The 16717-nt window shown below is 40.2% G+C and carries 9 protein-coding genes; all 9 read right to left on the minus strand.

Annotation, left to right across the window (positions count from 1 at the left end; genetic code table 11):
* Positions 1–19: 19 nt before the first annotated feature.
* The gene (locus B9A91_RS19575; RefSeq protein WP_084240705.1) at positions 20–1360 is read right to left on the minus strand and encodes a TlpA family protein disulfide reductase; all 1341 of its coding nucleotides are present in this window, start codon (positions 1358–1360) and stop codon (positions 20–22) included.
* A 436-nt stretch (positions 1361–1796) separates the two neighbouring features.
* A complete protein-coding gene (locus B9A91_RS19580) occupies positions 1797–3380 on the minus strand; it encodes a cysteine peptidase family C39 domain-containing protein (protein ID WP_084240706.1) in 1584 nt (527 codons plus the stop codon).
* A gap of 66 nt (positions 3381–3446) precedes the next feature.
* The gene (locus B9A91_RS19585) at positions 3447–4892 is read right to left on the minus strand and encodes a TlpA family protein disulfide reductase (protein WP_159451745.1); all 1446 of its coding nucleotides are present in this window, start codon (positions 4890–4892) and stop codon (positions 3447–3449) included.
* 475 nt (positions 4893–5367) lie between these two features.
* Positions 5368–6513 carry a TlpA disulfide reductase family protein gene (locus B9A91_RS19590; RefSeq protein ID WP_084240708.1) on the minus strand — a complete coding sequence of 382 codons (1146 nt, stop codon included), beginning with the start codon at positions 6511–6513 and terminating at the stop codon, positions 5368–5370.
* A 35-nt stretch (positions 6514–6548) separates the two neighbouring features.
* The gene (locus tag B9A91_RS19595) at positions 6549–8480 is read right to left on the minus strand and encodes a protein-disulfide reductase DsbD domain-containing protein (RefSeq protein ID WP_084240709.1); all 1932 of its coding nucleotides are present in this window, start codon (positions 8478–8480) and stop codon (positions 6549–6551) included.
* A gap of 1 nt (position 8481) precedes the next feature.
* Entirely contained in the window at positions 8482–10023 is a 1542-nt protein-coding gene (locus B9A91_RS19600; RefSeq protein WP_084240710.1) for a redoxin domain-containing protein, read from the minus strand.
* 62 nt (positions 10024–10085) lie between these two features.
* Entirely contained in the window at positions 10086–11624 is a 1539-nt protein-coding gene (locus tag B9A91_RS19605) for a RagB/SusD family nutrient uptake outer membrane protein (protein WP_084240711.1), read from the minus strand.
* An 11-nt stretch (positions 11625–11635) separates the two neighbouring features.
* Positions 11636–15259, minus strand: a complete 3624-nt coding sequence (locus B9A91_RS19610; protein ID WP_084240712.1) for a SusC/RagA family TonB-linked outer membrane protein — start codon at positions 15257–15259, stop codon at positions 11636–11638.
* 122 nt (positions 15260–15381) lie between these two features.
* On the minus strand, positions 15382–16590 hold the full coding sequence (locus B9A91_RS19615) for a FecR family protein (protein WP_084240713.1): 1209 nt from the start codon (positions 16588–16590) through the stop codon (positions 15382–15384).
* Between the last annotated feature and the right edge of the window lie 127 nt (positions 16591–16717).

Below are 16717 nucleotides of genomic sequence, written 5' to 3' on the forward strand. Positions count from 1 at the left end.
TTGTAATTTATGACCTAGGCTACTCTTTGTGTACTAATCTCGAAATGTAATTATCTAAAGCTTTTTCAGATGGTCGTGGGCCAAACATTTCTGCAATTTTAAAATCTTTGTCAATTATTATCGTTCTTGGTAGATTCATTATCCTATAATCTGAGGTTGCCCCTTTTGCCGCAAATAACTGAATACCATTAATGTTTCTACTTTTTACATTTTTAATCCAATTACTTTTTTCGTCGTTTACACATAACGATATAAATGTAATTTGATCATTATTTTTGTATTTATCTTTTAATAGATCAAAATAAGGCATCTCCTCCAAACATGGGCCGCACCAGGTGGCCCAAAGATCAATTATAATCGTTTTTCCTTTAAAACTACTTAAATAAACGTTATTCCCATCCAAGTTGAACATGTTAAAATCTATTGCTGTATCTCCTTTCCCGAATTTACTTAACAGCTTATAGGTTTCATCAAGAGCAAAGCGATAATTCTCATTTGATATTTTAGCTATTAAAGGTTTGAAAGAGATTAATTTTTCTTTCTCGACAACTGAATTTAATGCGTTGTAAATCCGGTTGGCTTCTATCCAATCGTTTATTTTTTTTGCCGATATGCTGCTATCTGTTTTTATCCCATGTAAACCGTAAACATTTTTGCGATAGACTTCTATTTTAAGAAAATCAGAATCTATAAAGTCACTGGTGTACTTTTTTAAATGAGATTGAACTAAAGCATCAAATTCCTTATAAATCTGGTCTTCTTTTTCTTGTGGAATCTTATATTTTGCTATAAAATATCCAGGTAAATATCTAAAAGTATTAATAATATCTGCACGAATTCGTGCAGCTTCTAATTTTTTAAACGATTTTGATGCTCCTTTAACTTTACTGAGCTTAAGAGTTCTTTCATTAGCCAGTAGTAGAACGGTATCTATACTCTTTTTAAGGGTGTTTTTTAGGTTGCGTCCTCCATCTAGATAAGATGCAGATTTTGGCCAAGGAACGTTCACAAGGTATTTATTTACTTTGCTTCCCTTTCCCTCAAACCGAGCTTTTGAAAAATCCAGATAATCAACTTCAATTGTTAAATTGTCTCCAGGGCTCAAGTAAAGAAGATTCCGTCCAATTAAGAAGTAGTTAGGGACAGATAATGGAAATTGCATAGAAAAATACCCTGTACTGTCAACCTTAATTTCTCTGTCAGGTACAGGTAATCTAAGCTCCACCATTTCAGAAAAATCGCGTACCCACTCTCTATTGGTAAAATTTTTGAGATGCCCTTTTAGGGTTACAAGTTTATTCTTTTGAGCATTAGCCTGGAAACAGACCAATACCAGTATCAGTTTTAATAAAAGCTTCATTAAGACAAGTAAATAGAGTCCCGAACTTGTTAAGTTATTAAATTAACCTATCATACAACTACGTACAATAACACGTATTCCTTGCGAGGTTGTACAAGTTGCAGTTTTGCAAACCTCATCACTTCTGGGACAGGAACCTAACTCACCTCCACAGTTATCGCGACACTCACCATCTAGTGTACTACATATTCCATCAATGCATAAGCTAGAAGGGCAATCTGCATCGACCATACATGGGTCTCCGGTTCCACCAGCAATTTTCCTCATTTCAGCTTTGCTGAGCATTTTAAAATTCTTCATAATTTTTTATGGTTTTAAGATTTATAACTCATTTCTTCCCTCGAGTTACATGAGAGGCATCAATTTTATAACTTCATGCTGGTTATCTGAACTGTATCGTTGCAACTCAACAGCTCATTTATTGTGCACAAAATCTTTAACTCAATAAATATTTGATATCATCTAATCGATATGGATCTGGCAGCTTGTAACCATTTACCAAGATGGTTGGGGTAAAGGTTACTTCTGTCAGTTCACACCACTCCTTTTGCCTTTGGGTAACTACTTCCATTTCGCCATTCACCTGCACCGGGTAGTTCTTTGCCCAGGTATCGTAATCTTTCTTGGTGCTCTCGTACCAGTCGTTTAAGGCTTGTTCTACTTTCTTCTTGTCACCCAGCAAACTCAGGGCAGTCAGATGCCTGGCAACTTTGGTTTTTGGGTCATCATCATGGTTGGCTGTAGTAAAGACTATCTTTACTTGGATGTCGTCACGGGTGTTCAGCCACTGGTCTAATGTACGGTGCGTACTTGCACATGGCCCGCAAAATGGGTTGCTCACCATAGTGATGATATTTTCTGCTTCTGCATTGCCTAATACAATCGGCATGATGTCATTAGGCACCGAAAAACGGGGCTGGTTGGTTAAAACCTGGTTGAACAGATCACTATTGTATTTGAATTTTTTTAGCTGTTGTTTTAAAGGAGCCTGTTGCTCTGCTTTCAGCATAAAGGGCTTTACAAATGCCCATATCACAACCGGGATTGCAAAGCTGAAGAGCATTGCTGCAATTGTAGTTATTTCCAATGCAGGTACTGCGTATCCTGTGCCTGTGGCGAAAACAGTAAATTGCAGCCATAACAAGGCCTGCACGCTGCAGCAGAGCACACACCAGTTTTTGGCTTTATACTGGTACCAGAGCGACCAGAAGGTATAGGGCAGGCAGCATAAATTTAAAATGGCCAGGTAAGGAATCGCCTTATTTACCAGCAACAGGCTCAACAAGGAGCCTGCAAAGTAAAAAAAGCCGACTTCGCTCCAACTTAGCCAGTCGGTAACTTTTGCCTCTTTTGATTTTAAAATCGCATTACAGTCGTTCTTGTTCCCCAGGCTGCAAAGGTTTTGTACAAAAGGGTTACTGGCGTTTACGCTATAAATCAGTAATAAAGTACTTACTGTAAGTCCTGCGAAGCTAAGTAAAGTTAAAGCCGTAAACGCCCAGCTAAAGCTGTACTGGAAAAAAAAATAGACGAAGCAACTTAATAGGGCAATAACCAATGCAGGAATGCGCAATCCGTTTAAAAACCCTTTAAAAGACTGGGCTTTATAGTCAGTTTCGCCGCTTTCTGCAGTTGCTTCGGCATATAAGACCACCCCAGCCCATTGGGAAAGAAAATCCTGCTCAGACATGCTGGTGTTACTTTTTTTTTCGTCGGTATAATTTACAGATCCGTTGCTGATGTTATTGATCAGGATAAACTGCCCTGTTTTCTGAAGGTGTGCAATCAGCGGAAAGGACAGATCGGCCGCATTGTAATTGGCTTTATCAATCTGGTAGGCGTTGTTGGGGATTTTCCATTCCGTCAGGCAATCACTGAGTGCCAGCAGACTTGGGTAATCAGGATGTTCATGCAATGCCGATTTAATGGTTTCATAACTTACACGGACATTTAATTTTTTTACCAGCGCATGAAGTATGGCAACGGCATTTTCTTTTTTTGAAAAGGGAGATAAGAGCATAGTTTGAATGTTTGGTTAGTTATTTAAAAGTAGAAAATATAATTTGAATGTCAATGACACAATTGATTATAATGAATCAAAAATTTCTTTTAATCGGGGGTCACTTGGTCTTGGCGCATCTGTGTTCAGCAGATTACCGTTTGCATCTACTAAAATGTATCTCGGGATAGTGTTTAGTTTAAAAAAAGTCGCAAAATCGGATTCGAAATTATCAGGCATATGGTAGGTAGATTGCAAATTCAATTCTTTTGCTTTTGAAAGCCATGCAGCTGTACTCTTGTCGAAGGATAAATAAATTAGATTTATTTTATTGCCATAGCTTTTTTCCAGTTCCTTTGAAAATGGGAACTCGTCAATACAAGGCCTGCACCAGGAAGCCCAGCAATCTATCAGGGTTGGCTTTTTTGCAATGACATCTTTTAATGGCTGTGATTTACCTTTTAAGTCTGTAATCTGGCTATTCATCACATCAATGAAATTCAGGTTTGCTTTTTCCTGCTTTGTTTTGAGCAATGAATCTATATAAGAGACAAATTTGGGATTCTTGCAGTCTGAGTTAAAGCGTGCAACTATTTCCGGGCTGATTATCCTATGATCGCCATAGGTGATGTATTGTTTCATATGCCTTGATAGCAGATCGTCCCTCATCTCGTCATTGAAGTCTTTTTGAATCAGGTTGTAAGTCGTATTGAAGCGATTTTTATTGAAAAAATCAGTCGATTTGAAGGGAGAAGTCATTACCAGTAGATACTGGTAAACCACATGGGCTGCAGTTACTACTTTTGAAAATTGGGTGGATTTAAGTCTGTTGTAGTCAATTTTCGGATTTAGTATGGCGGTGATGTCAGCTGAATTGTCATCCGATTTCAGGGTGGACTGCAGGAAAACCAGGTCCCTTACATAAGCTGCATAAACCTCATTATACACCATTTCCCTGATATGTAAAGGGATATGGTGTCTGATACTATAATCTTTCAGGTAATTTTCGCGACTACGAAATCTCGTTTCTGCAATCCGGATAAATTCATCAACCGTTTTCCCTTTTGGATTGATCATGTCCGATTTTACGTCGGTTGTGCTGAGCGCTATAGAATCCAGGATGCTATATATGTATTTGTTTTTACCTGAATAAGTTAGACTATAATACCATGGCAGCAGTATATCCTTAGGTTTTTCCAGTTGGCCAATAGTGACTTTCATCGTATCTCCCGGAATTAAAATCACTTCATGACCAAAAAGATCTTCAAATATGGCAAGGCTGGTATCTTTGAGGGCATAGCTGACAATTGTGCTGTTCATCTCACCGGATTTAATTCCCTGGATATTTATAGGTTTATGAGTTGGGATTTTTCCGGTGCAAAGTGCGTATAGTTTTTGATTTAAAACAAAGTGAAATGCGTCTTTATTAAAGCCAGGTTGGTTTGGATTATAAGAAAGAGCTATGGTTGTTTGCTGGGCATTTGCATAGAGTTTTAGCAAAAGCAAGGGCAACAGGAGGAGCTTTAATTTCATTCCATATAGTTTTTGTGTCAAGGTATGCATTTTCATGCATACCTTGAAAATCGAATTAGCAGGAAATGCTTGCACAGCATGGTTGTGAATTACACCACGCATATGGATCTTGCGAAACAGGCATTGTAATGCTAGCCCCTGTTCCACAACCACCCCCACTGCCTGTTATCTCACAGGTCATGTAACCGCTGCCATCGTCATGAAAACAGGCATGGGTTGAGGCGCTGCATACCTGATTTGGTAAACAATCAGAATCTGTCATACAGTAGGCACCTCCTACTACTTTTTTCATCTCAGCCTTGCTGAGGGGTGTGAAATTTTTCATAATTTATTTTAGTTTGGTTACATAGCCCGATTTCACCAGGGCTACTTTGGTGATATAAATTCAATTGCAATTTATATTCCTTATCATTTACAGATACAAAGCAAGTGTGCGCTGAAACAGCGATAACACCTTAACGGAACCTCTTCTGCTTTATTTAAAAATTTCATCTAATCTTTTGTAGATTGAATCGTCTTCGCCAACGTATCTCCCAACAATGTTCCCCTGAGGGTCGACAATAATTTTTGTTGGAAAACCGGCTACACTATATTTAAGGACATAATCTTCGTCATTTCTGTTTAATACCTGGTGCCAGTGGTAATCTTTATTCTTGTCAAGAAAATCCCGCCATTTATCGCCATTGTCGGATTCATTGGCAACGCCTACCATTTCCATCTTGCCCTTGTATTTATCCAGATATTCTTTCATCTTGGGCATTCCGGAAACACACGGGCCGCACCAGGTACCCCAAAAATCTATAACTACATATTTGCCTTTCAAAGCAGCCAGGTCAAACCTTTTTTTATTATAAGTATGGGGCGAGTTGATCGCTGGAGCAGGCTTCCCTATTGTGGTGGCCCTAAGCCCTTCTATTCTTTTTACAACTTCTATGTAGAAGGGGTTCGTTTTTAGCTTCTGCTGGTCCATTTTCTGATATAAGGCCATTGCTTCCTCGTTCCTGACCTGGCTTCTTAGCATCATATCACCAAGCAGCCAGGCTGCCGCCGCTGATGAAGGGTGATTCCTTATAAATGTTGTTTTGATATTAACCACTTCATTGTCCAGCTTTTCAATCTGTTCTTTCGCTTTTTTTATAGCTAAAGAATCCGTAATTGTATTTTTACCGATTTTAACTGCCAGATTAACACTCTGGTTCATTAATGGATAGATAACCTTGTTTAAACTACCCAGGTCGTTATTTGCCGGATCTCCAGATGGGTAAGCATCAACGAAATCAGCAATTTTTCCGCTGAATTTTACATTTGCTCCCGGAAAGGCAATGAATTGAAATGTAGAGGATTTAGCGGGATAAAATCCTCTATCTACCCTTTTCATCACACTTTCATTAGGAGGATAAAAGCTAATTGATTCCATACCTTCAATTTTACTATTATAATTGAAGTATCCATCACTAACTTTGACAGAATCGACCACCCTACTGCCATTTTTGTCCTTGGTATAAATGCGGATTATTTTTGATTCAAGGCCATCTATTTTGCCCGATACAGTGAATTTTCCTTCCTGGGCAAATACAGATGGAGAAAAGAACAACAAGGGAATTAACAATTTTTTTCTCATTTTATTACATTTTTCGGCTTTTAATGTTTTTCAGATTATATCTGAATTTCATATGATTTATTAACTGGTGGAAAGCAGATATGCGTATCGCAGCATTGATACGAAATTGCGCAGGTTACGGCTCCTTTTCCACTACCACTGATCTCCTGGGTAAACGTGATCTCATCCTCATAAATGGTGGTTCCGCTATCGCTGAAGTACTTAAATGATGGCTTTTTTAAATCACCAACCTTGGTGAAGCCTTCTGGAAGATCGATTTTTAAAGCGGTTTGCGTATAAGGGTCAACATCAGCCACATATGCATAGATGTGGTAGCCAGGATGAATCCTGACTTTAACCACAACTTCTTTATTTGCTCCCTTATTTACTATACCGGTAGCTACGCTTACCGCATTGTTGTCATCTGTTTCTGCAGGTTTGATGTTGTTATAGGATACCTCGGTTTGTTTTTTCTTATAATTGTTGCCCTCAGTATCTTTATCGTAACTGTTTACCATAAAATAATAACCACCTGTTTCCGTAAAGAAGATCTTGCTCTTATTTTTTTCATACCAGTTTCTCCACTCTCCTGCTGTTTTGTAATTCAATAAAGTGTAACGGTCAAGGATGCGTTTTGCTTTTTCAGTATCCTGCCCCTTTTCCAGCATGGCAATGCATTTCTCCAGTAAATGCTTGTCGGTATTGGGTATACCCAGACTTTTCACATCTTCATCCACAGTGATCACATAGCTGGCATCTTCTGAATAGAAGTAATCTTTATTTTCATCATAATACTTCAGGTAGGCTGCTGTATTGGTGCCAAATTTAGCGAACAGCTCTTTCTGGTTCTTCTTCAGAAAATCCTCGAAAGACTGCTTTGGTGGAGTCTGGTAACTTAAACTCTGTTCTTCGCGTTCTGCCAGTTTTTCGTTTCTGGCTTTCTTTTCCTCTATCTTCTTCTTTTCTGCGAGCATTTGCTGATCAAACTTGCTGTTCATTTCAGCATAGCTATCAAACGCTTCTTTTGTTGCCAGGTATTTTCTTTCTTTCAGGTACTCTTTAGTGGCGCGCCTATCCAGGTACTTACGGGCAATAACTCCCTTGTCCTTAAATTTTGAGATGTAAACAATGGCATTTGCCAATACATTCTGCGCTTCTGTCGTCATGTACTCAGGTGAGGCCGCAAAGCCCCAATGAAAGAAATTACCATGCCTGCCTATGGCTACAGCGTCAAGTGTTTTGGCGCATACCCCACTCGAAATAGATTCTGCATCAGGCGAATCTTCAAAGCCCCATGGCCGGGCTACCATGCCAATCCTGAAGCCTTTGTCGGAAACATACCCTTTGGTTTGCACCCTCCACATGGGTAACGATTTGGGCGTAGGTTTGCCCAGAAAGTATTCATAATGAAAAGCATCTTCAGGTGTAGGTTTTTGCTCAATGGTCATTTTTACCGGAAAAGGCCCTTTAAAAATGGGGTGTTCTTTACGGAAACTATGGGCATAGGCATCCAGGCACAAGCAATACCAATCCAGTTTCAGACCAATGCTACGGCCCAGTTTTTCACCTGTTTCCCCTATAAAAACAACAGGTCTGTTAAAGCTTTCTGTAAGATAAGCCGGGGGGATATATTTGGTTACATTACCTTTAGCATCTTTGATCATCTGTCTTTCTGCTATAGGCTTAGGCGTTCCGTCTATTACTGTAACGTCATAAGCATCAGACATATCCTGGCTATAGTTTTTGGCATCGATGGCTTTTACTTCGGTAAAGTGTTTTTTCAGCATCTGTTCAAATGAAGCCGACCGCCGTTGTACATCTTTTTCCTTTTCTTCGGGTGTTTTAAAGGCATCGTTTTCCCAGTTGGCAGAACCACCTACATACAGTACACGCAGTTTGTTTAAATCACCGTTTTTTTGTCCCCATGCAGGAACAATGGCATATACCATTAAAATAAATAGTATAAGACCAGAAATTTTTCTTTTCATACTATGCTTGTTTAGGGTTAAGCAATAAGTTGATCATCAGTTCCAGATCGTCCTCATTGTCACCATCTGTACGGAAGTAAGAGAAGATTACTCTGCCTTCCTTATCGATCAGAAAGTTCATTGGGGCCCCGCCCCGGTTATCCAGATTTCCTTTTGCACGTCCTTTCACCTCTTCCAAAGGGGTAAAACTATAACCACTACTTTTCATAAAAGGAACTACATAATCGTTTTGTTCGGATACGATATTGATACCCAAATATTCGAGGTCTTTGCCTTTAAACTTTTTAACCACATTCTCAAAATGAGGGAATTCTCCGCGGCATGGGCCGCAACCAGGGAACCAGTAAGTTAGTAGTACCACTTTGCCTTTATAATCAGAAAGTGAGGCTTCTCCAGGTGTCATATAACGCTTCAGACCATTAAATGGCGTAGCCATTTGGGCATTGGCATTCAAGCGCGACCATATATCTGTCTCTACTTGTCCTGCATTTTTGTTCAGTTTATTGCCATAGCCTGTTATTGCAGCTTTTAAAGCTGTAGACGGACTTTTAGCAAAAGTTACCATTAAACTGTCGTACGCTGCGCCGGTATTTCCGGCTACATCAGCTGCCTGCGCTTTTAAAACCTCCAGATCGGTTTTGAACCCAGAATATCTTGACAATTTTAACTGCTTCAATATGGCCAGGGCTTCGCTTCCCTTTTTCTGATCCAGGAGCATCTTTGCTTTGGCTATGGTTTGGGCCTGCAATACCAGATCTGGCCAGGTTTTTTTCTCCTCTTTTTCGGTTTTAGCCATCTCCTGTGCAAGAGTAACAGCTTTTTGAGGGTTTTCTGAAAGCAAAATGTTAAAGTATGAGGACATGCCGCTTGCCGACCAGTTGAATTTATCTGGCGCGTAACTATCGTGCAGTAATTCAAAATACTTCATTTTATCAGCAGTCTTCTTTGACCTGGCTGCCAGCCAGTACAATGCCTGTGCACCACGTTCATGATTGGGGAAACGTTTAGCTACATCAAGGCTCATTTGTTTCCACTTCCCTTCATCAATACCGCCGAATGAAGAAGCATAATAAAACGCATAGTTTGGATTGGAAGGATCTGATGCTGTAGCTTTGGCCAGGTAACTTCTTGATACCGTAAAATCGCCCCAGCGTTCCCCGTCAATCCACAATCCGCCCCAGGCTTCTGTAAATTTGGGGTCAATCTCTGTTGCTTTTAGCAGATAAGGTTTTGCTTTTGGGCTTTCTTCATTCAGGTAGGCTTTTGCAATGCCGTATGGAACCATTGCCGATTTAGGGTATTTCTTCATCCAGACGGCATACTGTTTTTCCAGTTCCGGGTTTTCGGTACCCATAGCCTTTGTATAAGCGGTGTGTACGCTTAAACTATCTGGGCTTGCTTCTACTGCTGCTTTCAGTTTAGCCAGTTGTACCTTGTCGGTAACCACCTCATTTTTACCGTGCTGGGCAAATCCTTCAAATGAATTGAAGAATAGCATTCCAGTAAGCAGCATTGCAGCTGCATTTACTTTGTTCAATATCATAGTTGTATGTTTTAAGGATAAACAGGCCCTTATGACTGTTCAAAAGGGCCTGAAATATTTAATTAATAGGTGTTTTGCTCAATAGCGCCATTGCTCGATATGATCTCGGTGCGTGGGATTGGTGCAGCAAAGCGTCTGGAGTTTTTGGGTAAGGTATAGGTTTTAACCGGTTCATTAAACAACACACTCGATGCATTGTAAGGATAAAATGTCCTGGTTAAAAGCACATCATCATTTGGATCATCGTTGTTGTTATACCTGCGGATATCAAACCAGCGCTGTACAAAAGGCATTTCACGTCTTCTTTCTTCCAGTACTTTTTTAATAGCATCATCTTTACCTGTTGCAACAAGGTTAACCCATGCACCGGGTTTCATACGTTTTGCCCTTAATGTATTAATGGTTGTCATTGCACCTCCCGGATCGTTAGACCTGGCCTGGGCTTCTGCCTTGATCAGCAATACTTCAGCAACTGTCGGGCCTGAAGGCAGCCTGTCTTTAAAAAAGAAAATATAGCCAGGGTAATTGTATGAAGGTTTGGTCATGCCTCTATCGTAGGAGTAACCTTCAACCATATGATATTCGTACCTCAGGTCATTCGTTTTATCATAAAGATTCAGCAGATCAAGACTTGGAATGTACCACCAGGAGGTGTAATTCAACATTCTGTAATATAAGAATTCTTTCCAGCCAATCATGTCAATCATGTCTGTCTGGTTATCATGTGTATAAGGGTATTTCAAGACCACTGTCTGGGCATTTGGTGTTCCAGAGTTAATGGTGATAGACTGGGTCTTGTCGCTGTACTTCATTTCTGTATTGTAATCAACCAGCGTGCTGTAATCTGCGAGTGCAGCATTCGCATGCTCAATCGCTTTTGCATTGTTGTTCCTGTTCAGGTAATAACGTGCAGCAAAAGCGTTTACCCCGGCTTTGCTTGCCCTCCAATGCCTTGGCCTGCCGCTTTGCATAAGGCCTACCGGTGTTTTCAAGGCCTCGGCCAGGTCTGCTTCTATTTGCAGGTAAACCTTTTCAAGAGATTGTCTTTGCATCGGCTCTTCAAAACTAACGCTCAGTTTAATGGGCAGGCCCATCTCATTTTTATTTTGCTCAGTATAGGGTAAACAGTAGGTGTTGGCCAGTACCCAGTAGCTATAGGCCCTGATAAAATGCGCATCGGCTTTAATGATTGCTTTTTCTGCTTCGGTCCCTGTAACACCATCTACGGAATTTAAAGCAAGATTGGCAGTGAATATCTTTTTATACTCATTGGTCCAGAAAAGGTCACTCAGATCTGGTATATATTGGGTATCCCAGGTTAAGAATTCAAAAGCAGCCATATTGGAAAATACACCCCTACCGCCATTATACACATCCGTTGTTAAGCCGTAGTCGTCGGTACTAAAAATCTGACTACTATTGTTTTCAGTATAGAAAGTATTTGGGTTATCCAGCAGTGCATTAATCTGTGCTGTTGTTTTTACCACTAGTGAGGTTGTTTTATTGGGTGCCTCCTCCAAAAATTTTTTACAGGATGTAAATATGCAAGTCACTGCCATTACAGGCAGAAGTTTGATGAAGAATCTATATTTAATGTTCATGATCTTATTTTTTAAAATTCACATTTAAAGCCCAATGAAATTCTTGGCTGAGGTTTTAAAGTTCCCAGCCTGTATTCCGGATCCTCTCCTGCATTGTTTGCTACAAGGGTAAACAGGTCGTTCCCTTGTGCAAAGACCTGGATACGGCTCATTTTAAGTTTTGATAAAACGCTCTGCGGCACATTGTAACTCAGGTTTACTTCCTGCATCCGGATGTGTGAGGCACTTTCGATCAGGTAACTTAGATTTTGATGAAACCTGTCCCAGAAGTAATACCTTGGCTCTATCAGATTTTGTGGTAGTGGTACGATCTTCGATGGATCACCATTGATAACTTCAGATATCATTTTGTTAGGTAACACCCTTGTGGTCCATGTTGGCGGATAATTGAAGCCCATTCGCTGAAACTTATGGCCAAACTTACCGGTTACGATAAATGAAAAATCAAAATCGTATACTTTAAATGAATTTACAAATCCAAGTGTATATGGCGCAACAGCGGTACCCATGTTTAATAAATAATCCCTGCCATCGCCCGGTGTAAATGCACCAAAGTCGTATAAAGTACCATTAGCACCTACAACCATTGGCTGGGTATTTTGCATTCCACCATACTGAAAGCGCCATAAGGTATTGGCATCAACACCTTCAACATAGGCATTACTGCCCCCGCCAACAAGTGTAGAGGCGGCATAGTTGGCTATAAATAATTTGGTGATCTTGTTTTTGTTGTAAGAGAAATTCAGGTTACCGCGCCAAACAATATCATTATCTTTAATTCCTACTCTACTACCCAGTTCAAGTTCAATACCTCTGTTGGTCATTTCAGCATTGTTTAATTTCTGACTGGTCGTTCCGTTTATTGCAGGTATAGATAAAGTGGCTATCAAATCTTTTCCTGATTTGTTGTATACATCTATCTTTCCATACAGGTTTCCACGGAACAAAGAATAATCTATTCCTAAATTCCATGTGCCGGTTTTTTCCCATCTAAGGCTTGGGTTACCAAAGCTGCTGACAGTTGCATTAAAATCTCCTGTAGTTGTGTTCGGGATTCCATTCATGGCAATAAGTGGCCTGAATGAAGTACTACGGTCTACATTTCCGTTATATCCATAGGTCGCTCTCACAGTCAGTCTGTCAACCCAGTTAACGGCTTTCATAAAAGCTTCGTTACGTAATTGCCAGCCTAAACCTACCGACCAGAAAGGCGCATACCGATAAGAAGGATCGTCGGTAATCAGGTTGGAAGCATCTGTACGTACACTTCCAGAGAGGGTGTATTTATTGTCATAGGTATAGGATGCGTTGCCGAATAGTGAAAAATAACGTTCAGTTGCGTAGGAATATGCATTGGAATAACCAAAAGTTTGGTTGGTGCCCAGCCAGTTTTTAATAGGGAAAAACGTTCCTCCGGGACCGTTAGGGAAAGTACCTACACTCAGCGTCTGATCATTGTAGCCATACGTTACAGGTGATACATAATTTTCAACAACAATATTGTTGATCTCCGATCCGGCAACTACATTGATCTCATGTTTTTCGTTAAACCTCCGATCGAAGTTCAGCATGTTCCTGAAATTATAGGTTTCTGCCTTGCTCCTGCCCGGGGTAGTAATGATACCTTGAGAATTTACAGCACCTTGTTTCAGCATCCCACCTTTTGGCAGGTTAAGTGTAATTTTGTTGGTCGCCTGGTCCCAGGTAACGGCCTGATTAACGGCTCTTCTGACAGCAAAAGTATTTTCATTGTTGTATTCTTTGTTCGTAGTATTGAACAACTCATACTGAATTTTACTGTCGAAAGTTAGACCTTTGATAACCTTGAATCTTAATCCTGCCTGCAAACGCGTGTTCAACTGCTCTAAAGTGATTTTCCGGTTCGCAATTTCCTGTATCGGGTTATAGGTCCAATCTGAATATGGGAATAGGTTGGTTGGCACAAAGCGTTGTATAATAGGTGTATAGTACTGTGCAATGTTTGTCAGCGACCCATCTTCGTTCTTTAGCATCTCGTAAGGTGAAAGACCCTGGATATCAGATAAAGTAACCCCGCTGCTGTTGATCTTGTTGTAATTGCCCATAGCTGAAAAACTAAGTTCCAGCCATTTAAACAGATCCGCATTGCCCCTGTAGTTGAAAATGTATTTTTTATCGTTGGTCCTTTTGAAATTTGATTTGTTATCCTCAAACAAAAGAGACAGGTTATTGCTCATTTTTTCTGTTGAACCTGAAAGGTTTAAATTGTACTGCTGAGTAGAAGGGTTGGTTAAAAGTTCATCTTTTATCTGCTCTTTGTTACTCATTGTTTTGTATTTGTTCAATAATGCATCACGCTGTGCCAGTGTAATAAAACCTAAATTGTGTTCACTCATTGCAGTCGTACCGGGCGACCATGCAAATCCGACACCTGACATCAGTGAACCTGAATTTATCTGAGCGCTCCAGTTTCCAAAGGATTTCATTTCGTAATCTATTGTTTCAGCAGAAGAAGCCAGGGGATTTACATAATCCAAATCCAGTTTACTTGACATTCTGGTAAAAGCTGAAAAACCGACTTTTAAAGGAGTTCCACGTTTTCCGCTTTTTGTAACCACTACAATTACACCATTGGCAGAGCGTGCACCCCATATGGAAGCTGCAGCTGCATCTTTTAAAATGGTAACGCTTTCCACATCATTGGGGTTGATGGTATTGAAGTCTCCCTGGATAGCAAATCCGTCTACTACTACTAAAGGATAAGCATTTGGTGTTAAATTTCCATTGTTGTCACGGATATTTAAAGCCGTTTGCCCTCTGATTTCGAAGCGCGGGTTGCCGTTTGCATCAAGTGTTGCCTGCATACCCGCGGTAGTACCAATCAGCCTTTGCGCAATATTGGTAGTGGGTTTGTCCAATTGATCGCCGGTAACAACATTAAACGACCCCGTGGCCCGTTCCTTAGACAAGGTCTGGTAACCTGTGCTTACCACCGTCACCGATGCCAGCTCTGATGATGATTCATCAAGAACGATGTTCATAAAACCAGACTTAGCCGTGACTTCTTTAGGTTTATATCCTATGTACGAAACAACAAGCACAGCACCTTCGTCAACATCCCTCAACTGAAAGTTACCCTGCGCATTGGTAATGGCAGCCCTGACCGAGTTTTTCACCCTTACCGTCGCCCCTGGAAGAGGGTTCCCCTTCTCATCAGTTATCTTTCCTGTGATGTTGATTTTTTTGAAGAAATCGCTTATGGTATCGAATAAAGATCTTTCTTTTCTTCTGACCACAATGGTATTCTGGTCTATGATATATGTAAGTGGCTGATGATTAAAAGCCTCATCCAGGACATTTTTGAGCTGGGCACCATTGACATTGATACTGATGCGTTTGGCGCTTCTCAGCTCCTGTGGTTCATATAAAAAATCATATCCGCTTTGTGCCTTGATTTCCCTGAACAGTTGTTCCAGGGTAATGTTTTTTCTGGATAAGGTCAGTCTTTGGGCAAAACCAGATGCAGACACTTGCATCAAGGTCATTAAGAGCAGAATACAGGTTAGGTTTATCCGCATTACTGTTTGTTTTGATAGTATACCTTTGGTTGAAGTGCAAAGCAGTAGCTTACGCTTCAATTGAATGTAAAATTTCATACATTTGAATTGTTTAGGTTAGTTGATATGGTTGTGAGAAGACAATTTTAAAAGGTAACCTAAATTTACCGGGAGTGGCTCCAATCACTCCTGGTTTGTTCAGTTACCGTTATAGGGTATAGTTATGGCATAACGGTAATCCTCCTTCCTTCTACTTTAAAATGAACACCTTCTGTTAATTCAAATTTTCTTAATAGTTCTGATACGTTTTTAAACCTTGAAATGGTACCCTCATAACTTTTATCCGGAACATTCCCTGCATAGGTTACATCTACATCATACCAGCGCGAGATCTTGCGCATAATGCTCCGCAGGCTCTCATCCTTAAATATAAAATAACCATTTTTCCAGGCCATTACAGCTTCCAGGTCAACCGCCCGAACACTGAGTACGCCTGCCATAAGTACAGATTGCTGCCCTGGTACCAAAGTTAAGGATTGTTGCTGATCTTTATCCTGTTTTTTTATGACTTTAACAGCACCTTCAAGTAAGGTAGTCATGGTCTCATTTTCTTCGGTATAACTGTTGATGTTGAAATGGGTTCCCAGAACTTCCACATCCTGTTTGTCGGTTTTTACCACAAAGGGCTGCTTTTTATTGTGTGCCACTTCAAAATAAGCTTCTCCTGTTAACTCTACCATCCTTTTATGCTGCCCGGCAAAGCCTTCAGGGTATTTAAGCCTGGAAGCATTATTTAACCATACTTTGGTCCCATCAGGAAGTATAACCTGATATTGCCCTCCCCTAGGGGTTTCAATTGTATTGTAGCGTAAACTGGCCATTTTAACTGAATGTCCATATACCAGCTGTCCATCAGCGGCTTTAGTGATATGGTCAGAATTTTTCATTAAGGAATCATTCCCGGCCTGGCTCAGCTCTACCCTGCTGCCATCACCTAAAGTTAATATAGCTTTTGGGCTGCCGGGAGGAATGTCGTTTTTAATGACATTTTTAGATAACAGAGCTTCTTCTTCTTTAAAAAATCCTTTATAATTGTATACTAGCGTAGCGGCAATTGTTAGCAGGACAAGACTTGCAGCAATGCCATACCACATTTTATAAACAGGTACTTTATTTTTAGGTTTTTCCTTGAAACGTTTATCGCTTAAGATCTGCTGGTACAAAACTTTTGATTCCAGGTCGGTAAAAGGTTGCAAAACCGGCTGGGCATTCCAAACCTGTTCCATAAACACATACAATTCTGCATCGTGTTTAGCTTCCTGTATATAATCCATTAACTCGTTATAATCGGCGTACGGAATATTATTGCCGGTGTATGCAAGCAGCAATCCACGTACTCTTGATTTATCGAAGTTCTTTTTTGATGTCATATTATATTCTGATAATACTGGTAATACACGCCAGCCGTAAAGTATAACTAGTTAAAACGTAATTTTTTTTATTTTTTTATCTGAACGCAAATTGCCGAGTTATTTTTACCTTGCAGGGATGAAATAA

This window comes from Pedobacter africanus (genome assembly GCF_900176535.1).
Classification (GTDB): domain Bacteria; phylum Bacteroidota; class Bacteroidia; order Sphingobacteriales; family Sphingobacteriaceae; genus Pedobacter; species Pedobacter africanus.